This is a genomic window from Chelatococcus albus (assembly GCF_030067675.1).
In the GTDB taxonomy this organism is placed as follows: Bacteria; Pseudomonadota; Alphaproteobacteria; order Rhizobiales; family Beijerinckiaceae; genus Chelatococcus_A; species Chelatococcus_A albus.
The window spans coordinates 121,664-138,584 of record NZ_JASJEV010000007.1; the positions used below are offsets into that span (position 1 = coordinate 121,664).

Sequence of the window (16,921 nt, forward strand, 5' to 3'; positions counted from 1 at the left end):
AAGCCGGACGTGGCAAGAGATTACCGCCGGCGAGAAGAGAAAGGTTGTCGCAGGAGGATGATGATGAGCTCACAACAACGCGTGAGTTCATCGACAGAAATGAAATTCTTGTCTTGCGGAGCGCACAACTTTGGCTTACTTGCTGGGAGCGAACCGAGCGGCGATTCCGCCGTAGTCACAGATGCGTCGACCGCCGCCTGGCGGGGAGAGCGTGGAAAATCCGCCTCGGGATCCTTCAAGTGCATGGCTGGCATTCGTCTTGCGCGGAGCGAGGCGGAGAAGAGAGGGACAATAGTCGACATGAACGACACAGCTCAGGCTTCGAACTACATCGAGCTCGCCGCCGATATCGTGTCTGCCTATGTGAGCAACAACACGGTTTCCGCCAACGAGCTGCCCGGCCTGATCAACGAGGTGCATGCTGCCCTGGTACGCGTGGTGGCGGGGGCCGCCGAGGCGCCGGCCGAAGCGCCGAAGCCGGCGGTTCCGATCAAGAAGTCCGTCACGCCGGACTACATCGTCTGCCTCGAAGACGGCAAGAAGTTCAAGTCGCTCAAGCGTCACCTGCGTACGCAGTACAACATGACGCCCGAGCAATACCGAGAGAAGTGGGGCCTGGCGGCGGACTATCCGATGGTCGCGCCGAACTATGCCAAGGCCCGCTCGCAGCTGGCCAAGGAAATGGGCCTCGGCCAGCAGCGCCGCAAGCGCCGCTCCTCGCGCGGCTGAGAGCCGCGCGGGTGGCCGGCCCCGCGCCCGGCGGACGGTTCCCGTTCGCCGGAAAGGGTGATTGCGGCATCCCGGATCTCGCCTTGACCATCGCTTGCCGGCAGGGCCTCGCCTGAGGCGCCCGTGGTGATCACGCCGGACCAGCATTGAGGATCGCGAAGGCCGCCGCTTCGGCGGCCTTTTGCGTGCCGGGCCGGGATATCCGCCTCGACCGGTCGCCCCCGCTCCCGTCCCCCCGGCCCCGGGACCAGGCCGGCGCCGGCCGCGCGGCGCCGCAGCGGCGGTTCGCCGGGCAGGGGAAGCCGGCCAGGGACATGGCCCGGCGGTGGCGACGGACAACACGGAGGGCGGGGAGGCTCACCCCTTGCCGACACGGGCCGCCGGCGGCTCTGCCACGCCGCCGTTCCCGGGCGGTGTGATGGGGCCGCCCGTACAGGTCGGCAGCGCCCCGAGCGGTGCAAGACCTGGTGCCGATCGCAACAGGTGTCGGTCCAGGCGTCGATCACTCCGGAGTCGGGCGCCGCGCCTCACCAGGATTGCAACGCTCGATCGGGAAGTGGCACGGTCGCGCATCGCGGGCTTGCAATCGCCGAAATAGGATATTAATCCTAGCGCAGCCGGGCACCCATTGGCCCGGATCGCATTGTCTTATGGAACATAACATGAACAAACATAACGAGCGAGCCGGTCGGCCCGCAATCGTCCCGGGTTATCTCGCGACAGCGGCCGCAGCCGCCCTCGCTCCCTCCCCCGCCGCGCGCGGGGACGCGTCCCCCTGGGCGCCGGCGGTGGCCGGAGCGTGGCGGACGGCGGGCGCTCCCTGCCCTGCCTCTCCCCTCTCCGCTGGCGGGAGGTCGGTATGAGGCGCAGGACGGGACACGAAGCGGGACGGGGGCTGGACGCCAAAGCCGGGCGGCTCCTGCGCCACCTCGCCGAGGACGGCGCCTTCGCCCGCCTCGCGGCCGACGGGGGCGACCGGCTCGACCTCTTCCGCCGCCGCGGGAACATGACGCTCGGAGCCGGCACGGCCCCGAGCGCCGCCGCCGCGGCACTCGTCGCCGCCGACTGCGCCCGCTGGCGGCACGATGCCGCGGGGCGCCGCTTCCTTGCCATCACGGAGGCGGGGCGGGCGCGGCTCGCGCGCCGGGATGCGCCGGTGCCCGACCTCGGCTTCCTGGCGCAGCACAGGCCGCTCGCCACGCGCCGCGTCGAGGTCGACGGCGCGGCGGGCACCGTCAGGGTGGACGAGGCGGAGAGCCCCCTCGCCTGGCTGCGGCGGCGCAGGGGCCGCAACGGCGAAGCCCTCGTCGACGCGGCGGAGTTCGCCGCCGGCGAGCGCCTGCGGGCGGACCTGACGCTCGCCGGCATGCTGCCGCGTGTCACGGCCGACTGGAGCGCGACGGCCGGCGCCCGGCGCGGCGCGGGACCGGCCGAGGCGACCGACGCCGTCATCGCCGCGCGCCAGCGGGCGCGGCAGGCGCTCGAAGCCGTCGGCAGCGACCTCTCCGGCCTGCTCGTCGATGTCTGCGGCTTTCTCAAGGGGCTGGAGCGGGTGGAGCGCGAGCGCGGCTGGCCCGCGCGCTCGGGCAAGGTCGTGCTGCGCCTCGCCCTGGCGCGGCTCGCGCGCCATTACGGCCTTGCGCCGGAGACGCGCGGCCCCCTGCGCTCGTCCGGCATCAGGCTCTGGGCCTCGCCGGACGCGCGCCCGCGCATCGACGGCCGCTAGCGACGGAGCCGCGCGCCGCCACCGCCAGCCGACCAGCCCGCAACGTTCCGATCGATTGCGGTTGAGAATATGGAATATTTGTTCCATTGTGGAGCGGACCGACGAACTGCTCCGGGGATTGCACGCGATGCCGGCCAACGAAGCCGCCGACGGCGCGCCGCGCGACTTCGACTCGCTGAAGGCCCTGCTCATCGAGCGTCGGGCGGAGCTGCCGCGCCGGCTGGCGCAGGTGGCGGAGTTCGCCATCGCGCACCCGGACGAGGTCGCCTTCGGCACGGTGGCGAGCGTGGCGACGCAGGCGCAGGTGCAGCCCTCCACGCTGATCCGCTTCGCGCAGGCGGTGGGCTATGCCGGCTTCAGCGACCTGCAGGAGATCTTTCGCCTGCGCCTGCGCGAGCGCTGGCCCGACTATCGCGAGCGCCTCGCCGTGCTGCGCGCGAGCGAGGAAGGGGACGGCATCGCCGAGCTCTTCGAGCGCTTCACCGAATCGGCGGCCCTGTCGCTCATGAAGCTGCGCGAGAGCGTGCGCCCGGAGGATCTCGAGGCCGCCGCCACGCTGCTGGCGCAGGCCGACACGATCTATCTCGTGGGCCTGCGCCGCGCCTTCCCCGTCAGCGCCTATCTCGCCTATGCCATGGGCAAGCTCGGCCTGCGCTCGGTGCTGGTCGACCACGTGGCGGCGCTCGCCGGCGAGCAGCTCGCGGGGGCGCGTTCAGGGGATGCGCTGATCGCCATCAGCTTCACGCCCTACACGCCCGCGACGGTGGACCTCGCCAACGCCTGCGCCGGGCGCGGCATCCCGGTCGTGGCCATCACCGACAGCCCCTTCTCGCCCCTGTCGGCGGCGGCGAAGGTGCGCTTCGAGGTGGTGGAGGCCGACGTCGGCGGTTTCCGCTCGCTCGCCGCCACCTTCTGCCTCGCCATGACGCTCGCCGTCGCCGTGGGCGAGCGCCGCAAGGGCGAGTGAGCCCGACGCCCTGCCTGCCTCCACGCGTGGCAGCGCCGCTCGACCGGCACTTCCGCCGAAGGGGCGGGCGGGAGCCTGGCCCGGCATCCCGGCGCAGCCCTCAGTCCTCGGCGATGACAGGATGGGGGGCCTTCCGCCGGGGCCGCCCCGCTCCGACCGCCGAGGCCTCCACGCCCGGGCTGCCGCGCCGGAGCATTCTCGCCGCAATGGCCGGCAGTTCGGCGAAGAGCCCACGGCCCGCATCGGCGACAATGCCCCGGCCGCATTGGCCGAAGCCTTTTCCGGCCCATCGGAACCGGAGACCGGCCTATTCGATATTCATGCTCACGGGAGCGTACATATAGCCGCCCCAGACGGTGCAGCGTCCCCGGTCACAACTCTGCGGGTCGGTGATGATCTGTCCCGAATTGTCGCGGGTCGTGGTCATTGTTCTGCCCGGCTTGTGCCCCACGTCCCGTCGTCCTGCTTGCGGTACCAGTGATAATCCCATCCCGCGGCGCAATCGGGCGTGGCGACGAGGGTCACCAGCCACCGCGGTTGCTCGATGGCACCGCAACAGCCCGATTGCAGCTTCGCGCCATCCGCCATCGCACAGTCACGAACTGCCTTGATTGTATATGCAAGCGTCTATCCGGCATATTCGCCCGGCATATGAAGCGTGTTCGTTCTCATATTGCACGCATAATCGTGGAAATTATTTCGCTCTTGCCAAGCATCTAATTCCAGAATACGTGATTATACATACAAATTTCGACAAAACAACTTCCGACTGCAACAGCAATGGCATTCTCAGGCCAGGCGTCACGCACGCCGGTGGCAAGCATGTCGCCCGCCGCCATGGGCGAGCGCCGCGCCCTTGCCTCGACCGGAATCGTCTCGGGCCCCGGACAGCCGCTCACGCGGCTTCCGGGGTGACAGGAAGAGGTTCGCCAATCTCCGGGGCGGCCCGGCTTGCCAGCGAGGCAACGGGCCGTGACAGTGCGAGGCCATCGCCGGAGGGGGGCGCGCCATGTCCCGCTGTACTGGGTCTACATGCTTGCCAGCGGGCAGCACGGAACGCTCTACGTCGGCGTGACGAACGACCTCGCGCGGCGCGCGCAGGAGCATCGCGAAGGCACCGCCACAGGCTTCACGGCGCGCTACGGCGTCCATCGCCTCGTCTGGTACGAGGACTATCCGCGGATCGACGAGGCCATCGGACGGGAGAAGCAGCTCAAGAAGTGGCGACGGGACTGGAAGCTGCGCCTGATCGAGGAGTTCAATCCCGACCGGCTCGATCTTTACCCGACACTCAATCGCTGAAGCCCGCGGCGGCGACCGGAACCGTTTCTGGGCTCCCGCCAAGGCGGCCCCTTCAGGTCGCACAGCCGCTGCGGCGGCTTCCGGGGTGACGGGAAGAGGTTCGTGCGGGAACCCTCCACCGTCTCCCGGGCCGAGCGCAGCGAGGAGCCCGGGATCCAGAACCGATGCGGGTGATCGAGACGGCGCGACGACCGCTGCGCGCTTGCCTCGACCGGAATCGTCTCCGGGCCCCGGACAGCCGCTCGCGCGGCTTCCGGGGTAACAGGAAGAGGTTCGTGCGGGAACCCTCCACCGTCATCCCGGGGCACGCCGCAGGCGTGAGCCCGGGACCCAGAACCGATGCGCGTGAACCGGGAAGGCACTCAAGCCGCAAGCCGCACGGGCTTGCCGGTCCTGGCGGATTCGGTCGCGGCGTCGGCGAGGATCTGGGCCTTCAGGCCGTCCTCGCCGGTCGGGGCGAGGGGGCGGCCGTCGAGCACGCCGGCGACGAAGGCATCGAGCTCGGCGCGGTAGGCTTCCGCATAGCGCTCCAGGAAGAAGGGCAGCGCCGGGTCGGTGGCGTAGCCGCGCGCGTCGGCGAAGATCACGGTCGTGGCGTGGCGGTTGCCGGCGGCGAGCAGGCCCTTCTCGCCATGCACCTCGATGCGCTGGTCATAGCCGTAGGTGGCGCGGCGGGAGTTCGAGATCTGCGCGATCCGGCCCGTCGCCGTCTTGAGGAGGACGGCGGCGGTATCCACGTCGCCCGCCTCGCCGATCGCCGGATCGACGAGGCAGGAGCCCACCGCGTGCACCTCCACCGGCTCCTCGCCAAGGAGGAAGCGCGCCATGTCGAGATCGTGGATCATCATGTCGCGGAAAAGCCCCCCCGAGCGCGCCACATAGCTCGCCGGCGGCGGCGCGGGATCGCGCGAGAGGATGGTGACGAGCTCGACCTTGCCGATCTCGCCGTCGGCGATGCGCCGCTCGACCGCAGCGAAGCTCGGGTCGAAGCGGCGGTTGAAGCCGATCATCAGCTTGCCCTTCGCCCGTTCGACGACTGCAAGGCAGGCGCGGATGCGCGCGGCGTCGAGATCCACCGGCTTCTCGCAGAACACCGCCTTGCCGGCGCTCACCGCGCGCTCGATCAGGTCGGCGTGGGTGTCGGTCGGCGTCGAGACGATGACGGCGTCGATGTCGGCGGCGGCGAGAATCGCCTCGACAGTATCGACGCGCGCGCCGGTCGCGGCGGCGAGGCTTCCGGCCGCCTCGGCGCTCGCGTCCGCCACCGCCACGAGCCGGGCGCGCGCATGGGCCGCGACGTTGCCACCATGGATGCGGCCGATGCGGCCGGCGCCGAGAAGACCTATACGCACGAAATCCCTCCCTCGCTCGTCGTCTCATGCCCGCCGGCCCGTCCCGCAACAGGCGCGAAGGCCCGGGAGACCAGGCTCCTCCGGCGGAGCTGGCGCGGCCCGAGCCCGGACGGTGCGCGGCGCCGGGTTCCCCGCGCCCGTTCCGCCCGCCCGGAAGGCCGGACCTCCCTATCACGAAAAAGAATATTTGATCCATATTGACCTATCAACGGAATTATCATTTCATTCTCGGAACGGCCGGACGCAACCGGCGATGACCGGCTATCCCGCCCTCCGGGGCGATTGTGGCCGGGTTTCCGACAGGGGTGGAGCGCGCCATGCCAGCCAGTGCAGCCGACGTGAACGACCGGCTCGGCGACTTCGAGGGCAAGATCGCCGTCGTCACCGGGGGCACGCAGGGCCTCGGCGAGACCGTCGCCCGGCTCTTCGCGGCGCGCGGGGCCGAAGGGCTCGTCATCGTCGGGCGCAACGGCGAGCGCGGCCGCGCCGTCGCCTACGAGCTGACCGTCGGCGGCTGCCGCACCGAGTTCGTCGCGGCCGATCTCGCCGTCATGAGCGATGTCGCGGCCATCGTGCCGGCGGCGGAGCGGGCCTTCGGGCGGGTCGACGTGCTCGTCAATGCTGCCGCCATCACCGACCGCGGCACGATCTTCGACACCTCGCCCGCGCTCTTCGACCGCATGTTCGCGGTGAACGTGCGGGCGCCCTTCTTCCTCATGCAGGACGCGGCCAAGCTCATGCGCGCCAGGGGCATCGAGGGCACGATGGTCAATGTGCTCTCCATGTCCGCCCATGGCGGCCAGCCCTTCATCGCCGCCTATTGCGGCTCCAAGGGCGCGCTCGCCACGCTCACGCGCAACGCCGCCTTCAGCCTCATGCCCTGGCGCATCCGCGTGAACGGCCTCAACCCCGGCTGGATGGCGACGCCGGGCGAGGACCGCACCATGCGCACCTACCACGGCGCCGAGGACGGCTGGCTCGAGAAGGCCGCCGCCGAGCAGCCCTTCGGCCGCCTCATCGACCCGCAGGAGGCGGCGCGCGCGATCGCCTTTCTGGCAAGTGCCGAATCGGGGCTCATGACGGGCGCGATCGTCGATTTCGACCAGTCGGTGCTCGGCTGCTACGAGACGGCGCCGCATCCCTCGAAGCCGGAGTGAGGCGGCGATGGCGATGCCCCGCTCCCGCCCGGCCGCCCCCGGCACCATGCGCCGCGCCCGCGTCGCCGGGCCGCGCCTCGACCTTGCTTCCTTTCTCCTCCTCCTTGCCCCCTTCCCCCTCCCCGCTCGCGGGACGGGGTGCCGCCCGCCGGCCAAGCGCTTCCTCCTCGAGGCCGGCGATCCGCGGCGGGCGGGAGCCCTGACCTCCCAGGCTCCCGCCCGGCATCGCACCGGGCTTCATCGCGATGCCACCCTCGTCCCGCGGGGCGTCAGCGCCAACACGTCCGCGTAAACTCATGGAGAGGCCGATGAGCGCTCCCGATCTCGACGTCATCACCATCGGCCGGTCGTCCGTCGATCTCTACGGCCAGCAGGTCGGCGGCCGGCTGGAGGACGTGGCGAGCTTCGCCAAGTCGGTCGGCGGCTGCCCGACCAACATCGCCATCGGCGCCGCGCGGCTCGGCCTGAAGTCGGCTGTGATCACCGGCGTCGGCGACGAGCACATGGGCCGCTTCATCCGCGAGCAACTGGCGCGCGAGGGCGTCGAGACCGGCGGAGTGAAGACGGATCCGGCGCGGCTCACCGCCCTCGTCATCCTCGGCGTGCGCGACGACCGGCAGTTCCCGCTCATCTTCTACCGCGAGAACTGCGCCGACATGGGCCTGACGGAAGACGACATCGACGAGGCCTTCATCGCCCGCGCCGGGGCGATCGTCGTCACGGGCACGCATTTCTCGACGCCCACCGTCGACGCCATGAGCCGCAAGGCCATGCGCGCGGCCAGGAACGCCGGCCGCAAGATCGTCCTCGACGTGGACTACCGACCGAACCTCTGGGGCCTCGCCGGCCACGGCGCCGGCGAGGCGCGCTACGTGCGCTCCGACAGCGTCACCGCGCATCTGCAGACGATCCTGCCCGACTGCGACGTCATCGTCGGCACGGAGGAGGAGCTGCACATCGCCGGCGGCGCGCAGGACACGCTCGCGGCCCTCAGGGCGATCCGCGCCGTGAGCCCCGCGACCATCGTGTGCAAGCGCGGCCCCATGGGCTGCGTCGTCTTTCCCGGCGCCATCCCCGACGACATCGAGGCGGGCATCCGCGGCCCGGGCTTTCCCGTCGAGGTCTACAACGTGCTCGGCGCGGGCGATGCCTTCATGGCCGGGCTCCTGCGCGGCTACCTGCGCGACGAGCCGTGGGAGAGGGCCTGCACCTACGCCAATGCCTGCGGCGCCTTCGCCGTGTCGCGGCTCCTGTGCTCGCCGGAATATCCGACGTGGGAGGAGCTCGAGACCTTCCTCGCCCGCGGCAGCGCCACGAAGGCCCTTCGCCACGACGCGGCGCTCAACCACGTGCACTGGGCGACGACGCGCCGCCCGGGTCCTGCCAGCTTGCGCGCGCTCGCCATCGACCACCGTGCCCAGTTCGAGGCGCTGGCCGACCGGCTCGGCGTGCCGCACGACCGCATCGCCCCCTTCAAGCGCCTCGCCGTCAGGGCGGCCGCCCAGGTGGCGCAGGGGCGCGAGGGCTTCGGCATGCTCATCGACGGCACGCACGGGCGCGAGGCGCTGTTCGACGCCGCGGGCGAGCCCTTCTGGATCGGCCGCCCCGTGGAGCTGCCCGGCTCGCGGCCGCTCTTCTTCGAGACGCCGGACCTCGGCTCGCATCTCGTCGAATGGCCGGTGATCCACACGGTGAAGTGCCTGTGCTTCTACCATCCGGACGATCCGCCGGAGCTGAAGGAGCGTCAGGAGGCGACCCTGCTCGCCCTGCACGATGCCTGCCGGACGGTGGGGCGCGAGCTGCTCGTCGAGATCATCGCCGGCAAGAACGGCTCCCTCACCGACACGACGGTGGCCGAGATCGTCGCCCGCCTCTACGGCCTCGGCATCAGGCCCGACTGGTGGAAGCTCGAGCCGCAGGCGAGCGCCGCCGCCTGGGACAACATCGCCGCCGCGGTCCGCGCCGGCGACGCGCACTGCCGCGGCGTCGTGCTCCTCGGCCTCGAGGCGTCGGAGGAGGAGCTGATCGCGGCCTTCGCCGTCGCGGCCCGCAACCCGGTGGTCAAGGGCTTCGCCATCGGCCGCACCATCTTCGCCGAGGCGGCGGAAGGCTGGCTCGCCGGCCGCATGACGGATGCCGAGGCCATCAACGACATGGCGACCCGCTTCCGCCGCCTGACCGAGGCCTGGGACCTCGCGGCGGCGAGACGGGCGGCGTAAAACAAGCCTCTCCCAACGCAATTCGGGCTTGCCCGATTGGCGCAGGGATCGCGGCATCCGCGCAGTCCGGGTGCCGCGGGAGAGGGAAATCTCGGCAGCGGTTGAGGGAGCGATCCCATGTCCACCATCCGGCTCACCATGGCGCAGGCGCTCGTGCGCTACCTCGCCGCGCAGAAGACCGAATACAACGGCGGCACCGTGCCGCTGTTCGGCGGCGTCTGGGCCATCTTCGGCCACGGCAACGTCGCCGGCGTGGGCGAGGCCCTGTGGCAGGTCAGGGACGACCTGCCGACCTTCCGCGCCCACAACGAGCAGGCCATGGCCCATGCGGCCATCGCCTATGCCAAGGCGAGCCGGCGGCGACGCATGATGGCCTGCACCACCTCCGTCGGCCCAGGGGCGACGAACATGGTGACGGCGGCGGCGCTCGCCCACGTCAACCGCCTGCCCGTGCTCTTCCTGCCCGGCGACGTCTTCGCCAACCGGCGCCCCGATCCCGTGCTGCAGCAGATCGAGGACTTTGCCGACGCAACCGTGTCGGCGAACGACTGCTTCCGCCCCGTGTCGCGCTTCTTCGACCGCATCACGCGGCCCGAGCAGATCCTCTCCGCCCTGCCCCGCGCGCTCGCCGTGCTGACCGACCCGGCCGCCTGCGGGCCGGTGACGCTCGCCCTGTGCCAGGACGTGCAGGCGGAAGCCTTCGACTACCCCGAGAGCTTCTTTTCCGAGCGCCTCTGGCGGGTGCGCCGGCCCCTGCCGGACGAGGCGGAGCTGAAGGAGGCGGTGGCGCTGCTGGCGGCGGCGGAGCGGCCGCTCGTCATCGCCGGCGGCGGCGTGCACTATGCCGACGCCGCCGACACGCTCGCCAGGTTCGCCGAGGCGCACGGCATCCCCGTCTGCGAGACGCAGGCCGGCAAGAGCGCCCTGCCGCACGACCATCCGCTCAACATGGGCGCCGTCGGCGTCACCGGCACGAGCGCGGCGAACGCGCTCGCCGAGCGGGCCGACGTGATCCTCGCCGTCGGCACCCGCCTGCAGGACTTCACCACCGGCTCCTGGGCCCTCTTCCGCAACCCCGCCCGGCGCATCATCGGCCTCAACGTGCAGCCCTTCGACGCGACGAAGCACCAGGCGCTGCCCCTCGTCGCCGACGCGCAGGTCGGGCTTTCGGTGATGTCGCTCGGGCTCGGCCGCAAGCGCGCGCCGGAAGCCTGGACGGCGCTTGCGGCCAGGGAGAAGGAACGCTGGCTCGCCGCGGCGGAAGCGGCGACCGAGCCCACCAATGTCGTGCTGCCGTCGGACGCGGAGGTCATCGGCGCCGTGCAGCGGGCGGGCGAGCCGCAGGACATCGTGGTCTGCGCCGCCGGCGGCCTGCCGGGCGAGCTGCACAAGCTGTGGAACGCCTCCGAGCCCGGCGGCTACCACCTCGAATACGGCTATTCCTGCATGGGCTACGAGATCGCCGGCGGGCTGGGCGTGAAGATGGCCCGGCCGGACCGGGAGGTCGTCGTCATGGTGGGCGACGGCTCCTATCTCATGATGAACTCGGAGATCGCCACCTCGGTGATGCTGGGCCTGAAGCTCACCATCGTGGTGCTCGACAACCGCGGCTACGGCTGCATCAACCGCCTGCAGCGGGCGACGGGCGGCGAGAGCTTCAACAACCTGCTCGAACATACCCGGCACGTGATCCTGCCGGACATCGACTTCCGCGCCCATGCGGCGAGCCTGGGAGCGCATGCGGAGAAGGTGACGAGCCTCGCCGAGCTCGAATCGGCCGTGCGCCGGGCGCGCTCGGCGGAGCGCACGAGCGTCATCGTCATCGACACCGACCCCATGCCGACGACCGAGGCCGGCGGCTTCTGGTGGGACGTGGCGGTGCCGGAGGTCTCCCCGCGGCAGGAGGTGCGCGCCGCCCGCGCAGCCTACGAAACGGCGCTCGCGGCGCAGCGGCTGGGGGATTGAGCGCGGCGGCATTCTCCCTCTCCCCGCATGGGGGAGAGGCGAAGACGGGACGAAGCAGAGGCTGAGGAGACACATATGGCCGTTCGCATCGGGGCGAACCCCATCGGCTGGTCGAACGACGACATGCGCGAGCTCGGCGGCGCGACGCCGCTCGAAACCTGCCTGAAGGAGGCGAAGGAGGCGGGCTTCGAGGGCATGGAGCTCGGCCACAAGTTCCCGCGCGAGCCCGAGGCGCTGAAGGCGGCGCTCGCCCCCTTCGGCCTCGACCTCGTGTCCGGCTGGTATTCGGCCGAGCTCCTGCGGCGCGCGCCCGAGGAGGAGATGGCGGCGCTGCGCCCGCATCTCGACCTGCTCAAGGCCATGGGCTGCAAGGTGCTCGTCTTCGCCGAGACGTCGAACGCCATCCACGGCGACCGCTCGAAGCCGCTCGCCGCGCGGCCGACGCTCGCCGCCGGCGACTGGGCCGAGTTCGGCCGGCGCGTGACCGCAGTGGGCGACGCCGTGCTCGCCGAGGGCCTGCGCCTCGTCTACCATCACCACATGGGCACGGTGGTCGAGACGGAGGCGGACATCGACGCCTTCATGGCGGCGACGGGGCCCTCGGTGCATCTCCTCCTCGACACCGGCCACGCCACCTTCGCCGGCGCGGACCCGGCGGTGCTCGCACGCCGCTACCGCACGCGCATCAGTCACTTCCACGCCAAGGACGTGCGCAAGGAGGTGATGGAGCGGGCAAGGCGCGAGCGCCTGTCCTTCCTCGATGCGGTGATCGCCGGCGTCTACACGGTGCCGGGCGACGGCTGCGTCGATTATGCCGCGGTGCTCGGGGAGCTGCCGGGCTATTCCGGCTGGGCCGTGGTGGAGGCGGAGCAGGACCCGGAGAAGGCGCATCCGCTCACCTACGCCAGGATGGGCTATGCCAATCTGCGGCGCTATCTCGCGGAGGCGGGGCTTCTGTGAGCGGCCAGGGCAGGACGACGGTGAGAGGAACGGGAGGCCGGCCATGTCGACACCCCTGAACAGGTCGACACCCCTGAACAAGTCGACACTCCTGAGGAAGCCCGCTGGCAGCCACGGGCGCGTGCAGCACGTGACGCCGGAGAACGCCGGCTGGACCTATGTCGGCTTCGATGTGCACAAGCTCGCCGCGGGCGAGACGGTCTCCGGCGAGACGGGCGGACGCGAGGTCTGCCTCGTGCTCGTCGCCGGCAGGGCAACGGTCGAGGCCGGGGGGCAGGACTTCGGCACGATCGGCGAGCGCATGTCGCCCTTCGCCGGCAAGCCCTGGTCGGTCTACGTGCCGGCCGGGCGGGCCTGGCGGGTGACAGCTGCGACCGATCTCGAGCTCGCCGTCTGCTCGGCGCCGGGCGGCGGCGCCTTCGAGCCGCGCCTCATCGCGCCCGGGGACGTGAAGGCCGAGACGCGCGGCAAGGGCACCAACATCCGTCACGTCGCCAATATCCTGCCCGAGGGGGAGCCGGCCCACAGCCTGCTCGTGGTCGAGGTGGTGACGCCCCCCGGCCACTGGTCGAGCTATCCGCCGCACAAGCACGACCGCGACGCGCTGCCGGAGGAATCGCTGCTGGAGGAGACCTACTACCACCGCCTCGATCCGGCGCAGGGCTATGCCCTGCAGCGCGTCTACACGGACGACCGCTCGCTCGACGAGACCATGGCGGTGGAGGACGGCGACGTGACCCTGGTGCCGCGCGGCTATCACCCGGTGGGCGCGCCGCACGGCTACACGCTCTACTACCTCAACGTCATGGCCGGCCCGCGGCGCACGTGGAAATTCCACAACGACCCGGCGCACGCCTGGATCCTGGAACAGGCGTGAGAAGAATCGCCCGTCGGTGGGCGGCCGTCTTCGCGCGGCTCACCAGCGCGGCGGCCCGTAGGGCGATCCGTCGGGCGGGAAGCCCAGCCGGCCGCCCGGGCGGCTGTTGCCGAGCCCGACACCGACGCCGATACCCGGATCGCCGCCGTTGCCGTCCCCCTGCACTCCCCCGCCGCGCGGGCGCCGGCTGAGGTCCATGTAGACATTGATGTCGGGGTTGATGCCGCCGGCCGAGCCCGGCAGGTCCGGGCACATGGTCTGCGGCACGGCGTAGACGGGCTTGTTGCCCGGCTTCTTGCGCTCGATCACCTGGCCGTAGGAGGTGACGTCGTCGCAGCCGTCGCCCGGATCGGTGCCGACCTGGGCGAAAGCCGGCACGGGGCCGGCGAGCGCGAGGACGAGCGCAGCCATTCCGGCGGGTTTCGGCAGGCGAGCGAGAGGCATCGGCGGCTCCATTGGCGGCGCGACGAGCATCGAACCCAGGCGAGCCTGGGTTCGACGCGGGCGCTTGCGGTAATCTGACCCCGCTCGCGCGGCGGGGCGAGCACTTTCGCCCGCCACGGCAAACGAAATGCGACCACGCCGCCGGCGGCGGCTCTCAGGCCGGTCCGATCGTGAGCGCGATCTCGCCCACGCCGGCAACGCCGGCGGTCACCCGGTCGCCGGGCTGAAGCGTGCCGACGCCGGCCGGCGTGCCGGTGAAGACGAGATCGCCCGGCTTCAGCTCCATGGAGCGGGAGATGGCGGCGATGACGTCGGCCACCGGCCAGATGAGCTCGGACAGGTCGCCGTCCTGCCGCACCGCGCCGTTGACGGCGAGCCAGATGCGCCCCGCGGCCGGGTGGCCGACCGCCGCAACCGGCCGGACGGGGCCGCAGGGGGCGGAGGCGTCGAAGCCCTTCGACCAGTCCCACGGGCGGCTCATCCTCTTCGCCTCCTCCTGCAGGTCGCGGCGGGTCAGGTCGATGCCCACCGCATAGCCGAAGACGAGATCGAGCGCCTTCTCCGCCGGCACGTCGCGCCCGCCGCGATGAAGGGCCGCGACGAGCTCGACCTCGTGATGCAGGTCGCGCGTCCCGGGCGGATAGGGCAGCGTGCCCTCGGCGGGGACGACGGCATCCGCCGGCTTCATGAAGAAGAAGGGCGGCTCGCGCGTCGGGTCCTTGCCCATCTCGCGGGCATGGGCGGCGTAGTTGCGGCCGACGCAGAAGACGCGGCGCACGGGAAAGCGCCGCGCCTCCCCCGCGACCGCGACGGAGGGCAGCGCGGGCGGGGCGAAGACATAGTCGGTCATGGGGGGCAATCCGGTAGGGGGCAATCCGCGCCAGGCGGGATCAGGCGCCCTTGGTGCCCTCTCTCGCGCCCGGACGCAAGCCGCCGGGGTTGAAGCGGCCGACAAGGCGGTGACGGTCCCCCGGATAGGTGAGGCGCACCCAGGTGATCGCCTCCCCCGCCTGCCAGGTGCGGCGCTCGACCACGAGGCAGGCTCCGCCGCGGGCCATGTCGAGGCGGGCCGCGGTCTGCGCGTTCGCCGACACGGCGCGGATCGCGTGTTCGGCATCCGTCCAGGCGATGCGATCGAGGAGCCAGGTGCCGGGCGGGGCCGCGGCGAAGGGCTCGGCCTTCGCCGCCGGCACGGTGGCGAGGTTGATCAGGCGCTCCTCCACGACGAAGGGCCGCTCGGCGGCGAAGTGCCGGACGGTGAGCGCCAGCACCTGCGTATCGGGGGCGACGCCGAGATGCTCGGCGTCCTCCGGCCCGGCGCGCCGCGCCTCGCGCGCCAGGATCTCGAAGCGGTAGGCCTTTCCCGTGCCGAGGATCTCCGCCTTGATGTCGTGGATCTCGAGCACGGTTTCCTGCGACTTCGGCGAGGCGACGAAGGAGCCGGAACGGCGCCTGCGCAGGATGAGGCCGGCATTGGCGAGGGCGGACAGCGCCTTGTTCACCGTCATGCGCGAGCAGCCGTAGAGCTCCACGAGCTCGTGCTCGGAGGGCACGCGGTGCCCCGGCGGCCAGGCGCCGGACATGATGCGCGCCTCGAGCTCGCGCTGGATCTCGACGTAGCGGGGCAGGATGTCGTCCGTCGTCGTCAATGCGATTGCTCCCTGCCGGCCGTCGCCTCTCGCCGGCTCACGCGGAGGCCAGCCGCTCGACCGTGCGTGCATAGCGCGCCGCGATCGAATCGCGGAAGCGGTGGCGCCCCCGCGTCACCACCTCCTCGCCGCCGACCAGGACGCGATCGACGACGCCGCGGCCGGCGACGAAGATGTAGGAATCGAGCCAGCGGTCGCCGTCCACCGACGCGAGGTCGACATGGGCGTGGTCGAGCACGACGAGGTCGGCCCGGTGGCCTGCGGCGAGCGCGCCGATGCGCCGGCCGAGCGCCTGCGCGCCGCCGGCGCAGGCCGTCTCGTAGAGCCGGCGGCCGGTCGATTCGCCCTCGCGCCCGGCGAGCACGTTGCGGGCGCGGTGCTTCAGGCGCTGGCTGTATTCGAGCTGCTTCAGTTCGCCCGGGGCGACGATCTCGATGTTGGAATCGGAGCCCACGCCGTAGCGGCCGCCGGCGGCGACGAAGGCGACGCCCTCGAAGATGCCGTCGCCGAGGCTCGCCTCCGTCAGCGGGCAGAGGCCGGCGACGGCCCCGCTCGCCGCGAGGCCGCGCGTCTCCTCCTGGGTCATGTGCGTGGCATGGATGAGGCACCAGCGGCGGTCGACCCCGGCATTGGCGAGCAGCCATTCGACCGGCCGCCTGCCCGACCAGCCGACGCAGTCCTCCACCTCCTTCACCTGCTCGGCGGCGTGGATGTGGACGGGGCCCTGGGGGACCGCCGCGACGACCGCGCCGAGCGTCTCGGGCGTCACCGCCCGCAAGGAATGCGGGGCGATGCCGACGACGGCATCCGGCAGATGCGCCACGGCCTTGCGCGCCCCCTCGACGAGCGCGAGGAAGCGGTCGGGATCATTGAGGAACCGGCGCTGGCCCTGGCTCGGCGCCGCACCGCCGAGGCCGCCGTAGGCATAGAAGGACGGCAGCAGGGTGAGGCCGATGCCCGTCTCGCCCGCCGCCGCGGCGATGCGGGCCGACAATTCGGCGAGATCGGCATAGGGCGTGCCGTCGCGATCGTGATGCAGGTAGTGGAACTCGGCGACGGCGGTGAAGCCGCCCTCCAGCATCTCGACGAAGGCCTGGGCGGCGATGGCCTCGACATCCTCGGGCGTGAGGGCGCCGAGGAAGCGGTACATGACCTGCCGCCACGTCCAGAAGCTGTCCCCCGCCGGGCCGCGCGTCTCGGCAAGTCCCGCCATGCCGCGCTGGAAGGTGTGGCTGTGCAGGTTCGGCAGGCCGGGCAGCGCGATGCCGGGAATGCGCTCCCGCCCCTCGCGGGAGGCGCCCGGCGCGACGGCGCGGATGACGCCCGCCTCCACGTCGAGCCCCACGTCCTGCGCCCAACCGCTCGCCAGAAGGGCATGATCGAAGAAGAGTTTGCGCATCCGTTCCCTCGGTTCCTCGCCTTGCGGGGCGTCGTCCTGTCGCGGCCGGGTGGCGCCGGCCGACCGCTTCGCCGGCGGAGTCCGTTTTCTCCCGGCTCCCACGGCGGAGTGGCGGGTGTACCGGCCCCCGCGATTTTGTCTAGACAATATCGTCGCGAGGCGATTATGTATAGAC

Annotated in this window: 14 protein-coding genes; 9 read left to right on the top strand and 5 right to left on the bottom strand. The window is 71.5% G+C overall.

Going from position 1 to position 16,921, the window contains the following annotated elements; all coding sequences use genetic code 11:
- Positions 1–300 precede the first annotated feature (300 nt).
- The 4 genes from QNA08_RS12515 to QNA08_RS12530 all read left to right on the top strand — a co-directional run bounded on the left by QNA08_RS12515 (position 301) and on the right by QNA08_RS12530 (position 4,724).
- Entirely contained in the window at positions 301–729 is a 429-nt protein-coding gene (locus QNA08_RS12515) for a Ros/MucR family transcriptional regulator (protein ID WP_283741049.1), read from the top strand.
- Positions 730–1,588: 859 nt separating this feature from the next.
- A complete protein-coding gene (locus QNA08_RS12520) occupies positions 1,589–2,455 on the top strand; it encodes a DUF6456 domain-containing protein (protein WP_283741050.1) in 867 nt (288 codons plus the stop codon).
- Between the two features lie 127 nt (positions 2,456–2,582).
- A complete protein-coding gene (locus QNA08_RS12525) occupies positions 2,583–3,422 on the top strand; it encodes a MurR/RpiR family transcriptional regulator (RefSeq protein ID WP_283741051.1) in 840 nt (279 codons plus the stop codon).
- A gap of 1,032 nt (positions 3,423–4,454) precedes the next feature.
- Positions 4,455–4,724 (top strand): GIY-YIG nuclease family protein, encoded by a 270-nt coding sequence (locus QNA08_RS12530; protein ID WP_283741209.1) that lies wholly within the window; start codon positions 4,455–4,457, stop codon positions 4,722–4,724.
- A gap of 362 nt (positions 4,725–5,086) precedes the next feature.
- Here QNA08_RS12530 and iolG read toward each other — a convergent pair whose 3' ends face one another.
- Complete coding sequence (iolG, locus tag QNA08_RS12535; RefSeq protein ID WP_283741052.1) at positions 5,087–6,076, bottom strand: inositol 2-dehydrogenase; 990 nt, start codon at positions 6,074–6,076, stop codon at positions 5,087–5,089.
- 317 nt (positions 6,077–6,393) lie between these two features.
- Between iolG and QNA08_RS12540 the strand changes: the two genes are divergently transcribed.
- The 5 genes from QNA08_RS12540 to iolB all read left to right on the top strand — a co-directional run bounded on the left by QNA08_RS12540 (position 6,394) and on the right by iolB (position 13,254).
- Positions 6,394–7,233 carry an SDR family oxidoreductase gene (locus QNA08_RS12540; protein WP_283741053.1) on the top strand — a complete coding sequence of 280 codons (840 nt, stop codon included), beginning with the start codon at positions 6,394–6,396 and terminating at the stop codon, positions 7,231–7,233.
- A 308-nt stretch (positions 7,234–7,541) separates the two neighbouring features.
- Positions 7,542–9,452, top strand: coding sequence for a bifunctional 5-dehydro-2-deoxygluconokinase/5-dehydro-2-deoxyphosphogluconate aldolase (locus QNA08_RS12545; RefSeq protein WP_283741054.1), 1,911 nt, complete (start codon positions 7,542–7,544; stop codon positions 9,450–9,452).
- A gap of 117 nt (positions 9,453–9,569) precedes the next feature.
- Positions 9,570–11,417, top strand: a complete 1,848-nt coding sequence (gene iolD, locus QNA08_RS12550) for a 3D-(3,5/4)-trihydroxycyclohexane-1,2-dione acylhydrolase (decyclizing) (RefSeq protein WP_283741055.1) — start codon at positions 9,570–9,572, stop codon at positions 11,415–11,417.
- A 75-nt stretch (positions 11,418–11,492) separates the two neighbouring features.
- Positions 11,493–12,377, top strand: a complete 885-nt coding sequence (gene iolE, locus QNA08_RS12555; protein WP_283741056.1) for a myo-inosose-2 dehydratase — start codon at positions 11,493–11,495, stop codon at positions 12,375–12,377.
- 43 nt (positions 12,378–12,420) lie between these two features.
- Positions 12,421–13,254: a 5-deoxy-glucuronate isomerase gene (gene iolB, locus QNA08_RS12560; protein ID WP_283741057.1), complete on the top strand. Its 834-nt coding sequence runs from the start codon at positions 12,421–12,423 to the stop codon at positions 13,252–13,254.
- 39 nt (positions 13,255–13,293) lie between these two features.
- Here iolB and QNA08_RS12565 read toward each other — a convergent pair whose 3' ends face one another.
- From QNA08_RS12565 to QNA08_RS12580, 4 genes are all read right to left on the bottom strand, one after another.
- Positions 13,294–13,698, bottom strand: a complete 405-nt coding sequence (locus tag QNA08_RS12565) for a hypothetical protein (RefSeq protein ID WP_283741058.1) — start codon at positions 13,696–13,698, stop codon at positions 13,294–13,296.
- 154 nt (positions 13,699–13,852) lie between these two features.
- Entirely contained in the window at positions 13,853–14,548 is a 696-nt protein-coding gene (locus QNA08_RS12570) for a fumarylacetoacetate hydrolase family protein (RefSeq protein ID WP_283741059.1), read from the bottom strand.
- Positions 14,549–14,588: 40 nt separating this feature from the next.
- Positions 14,589–15,353, bottom strand: coding sequence for a histidine utilization repressor (gene hutC, locus QNA08_RS12575; protein WP_422679916.1), 765 nt, complete (start codon positions 15,351–15,353; stop codon positions 14,589–14,591).
- Positions 15,354–15,384: 31 nt separating this feature from the next.
- Positions 15,385–16,746 (bottom strand): formimidoylglutamate deiminase, encoded by a 1,362-nt coding sequence (locus tag QNA08_RS12580; protein WP_283741061.1) that lies wholly within the window; start codon positions 16,744–16,746, stop codon positions 15,385–15,387.
- Positions 16,747–16,921: the final 175 nt, after the last annotated feature.

Coding starts and splice junctions, on each gene's coding strand:
- QNA08_RS12515 (WP_283741049.1), top strand. CDS start 301: ATGAACGACACAGCTCAGGCTTCGAACTACATCGAGCTCGCCGCCGAT.
- QNA08_RS12520 (WP_283741050.1), top strand. CDS start 1,589: ATGAGGCGCAGGACGGGACACGAAGCGGGACGGGGGCTGGACGCCAAA.
- QNA08_RS12525 (WP_283741051.1), top strand. CDS start 2,583: ATGCCGGCCAACGAAGCCGCCGACGGCGCGCCGCGCGACTTCGACTCG.
- QNA08_RS12530 (WP_283741209.1), top strand. CDS start 4,455: ATGCTTGCCAGCGGGCAGCACGGAACGCTCTACGTCGGCGTGACGAAC.
- QNA08_RS12540 (WP_283741053.1), top strand. CDS start 6,394: ATGCCAGCCAGTGCAGCCGACGTGAACGACCGGCTCGGCGACTTCGAG.
- QNA08_RS12545 (WP_283741054.1), top strand. CDS start 7,542: ATGAGCGCTCCCGATCTCGACGTCATCACCATCGGCCGGTCGTCCGTC.
- iolD (WP_283741055.1), top strand. CDS start 9,570: ATGTCCACCATCCGGCTCACCATGGCGCAGGCGCTCGTGCGCTACCTC.
- iolE (WP_283741056.1), top strand. CDS start 11,493: ATGGCCGTTCGCATCGGGGCGAACCCCATCGGCTGGTCGAACGACGAC.
- iolB (WP_283741057.1), top strand. CDS start 12,421: ATGTCGACACCCCTGAACAGGTCGACACCCCTGAACAAGTCGACACTC.
- QNA08_RS12565 (WP_283741058.1), bottom strand. CDS start 13,698: ATGCCTCTCGCTCGCCTGCCGAAACCCGCCGGAATGGCTGCGCTCGTC.
- QNA08_RS12570 (WP_283741059.1), bottom strand. CDS start 14,548: ATGACCGACTATGTCTTCGCCCCGCCCGCGCTGCCCTCCGTCGCGGTC.
- QNA08_RS12580 (WP_283741061.1), bottom strand. CDS start 16,746: ATGCGCAAACTCTTCTTCGATCATGCCCTTCTGGCGAGCGGTTGGGCG.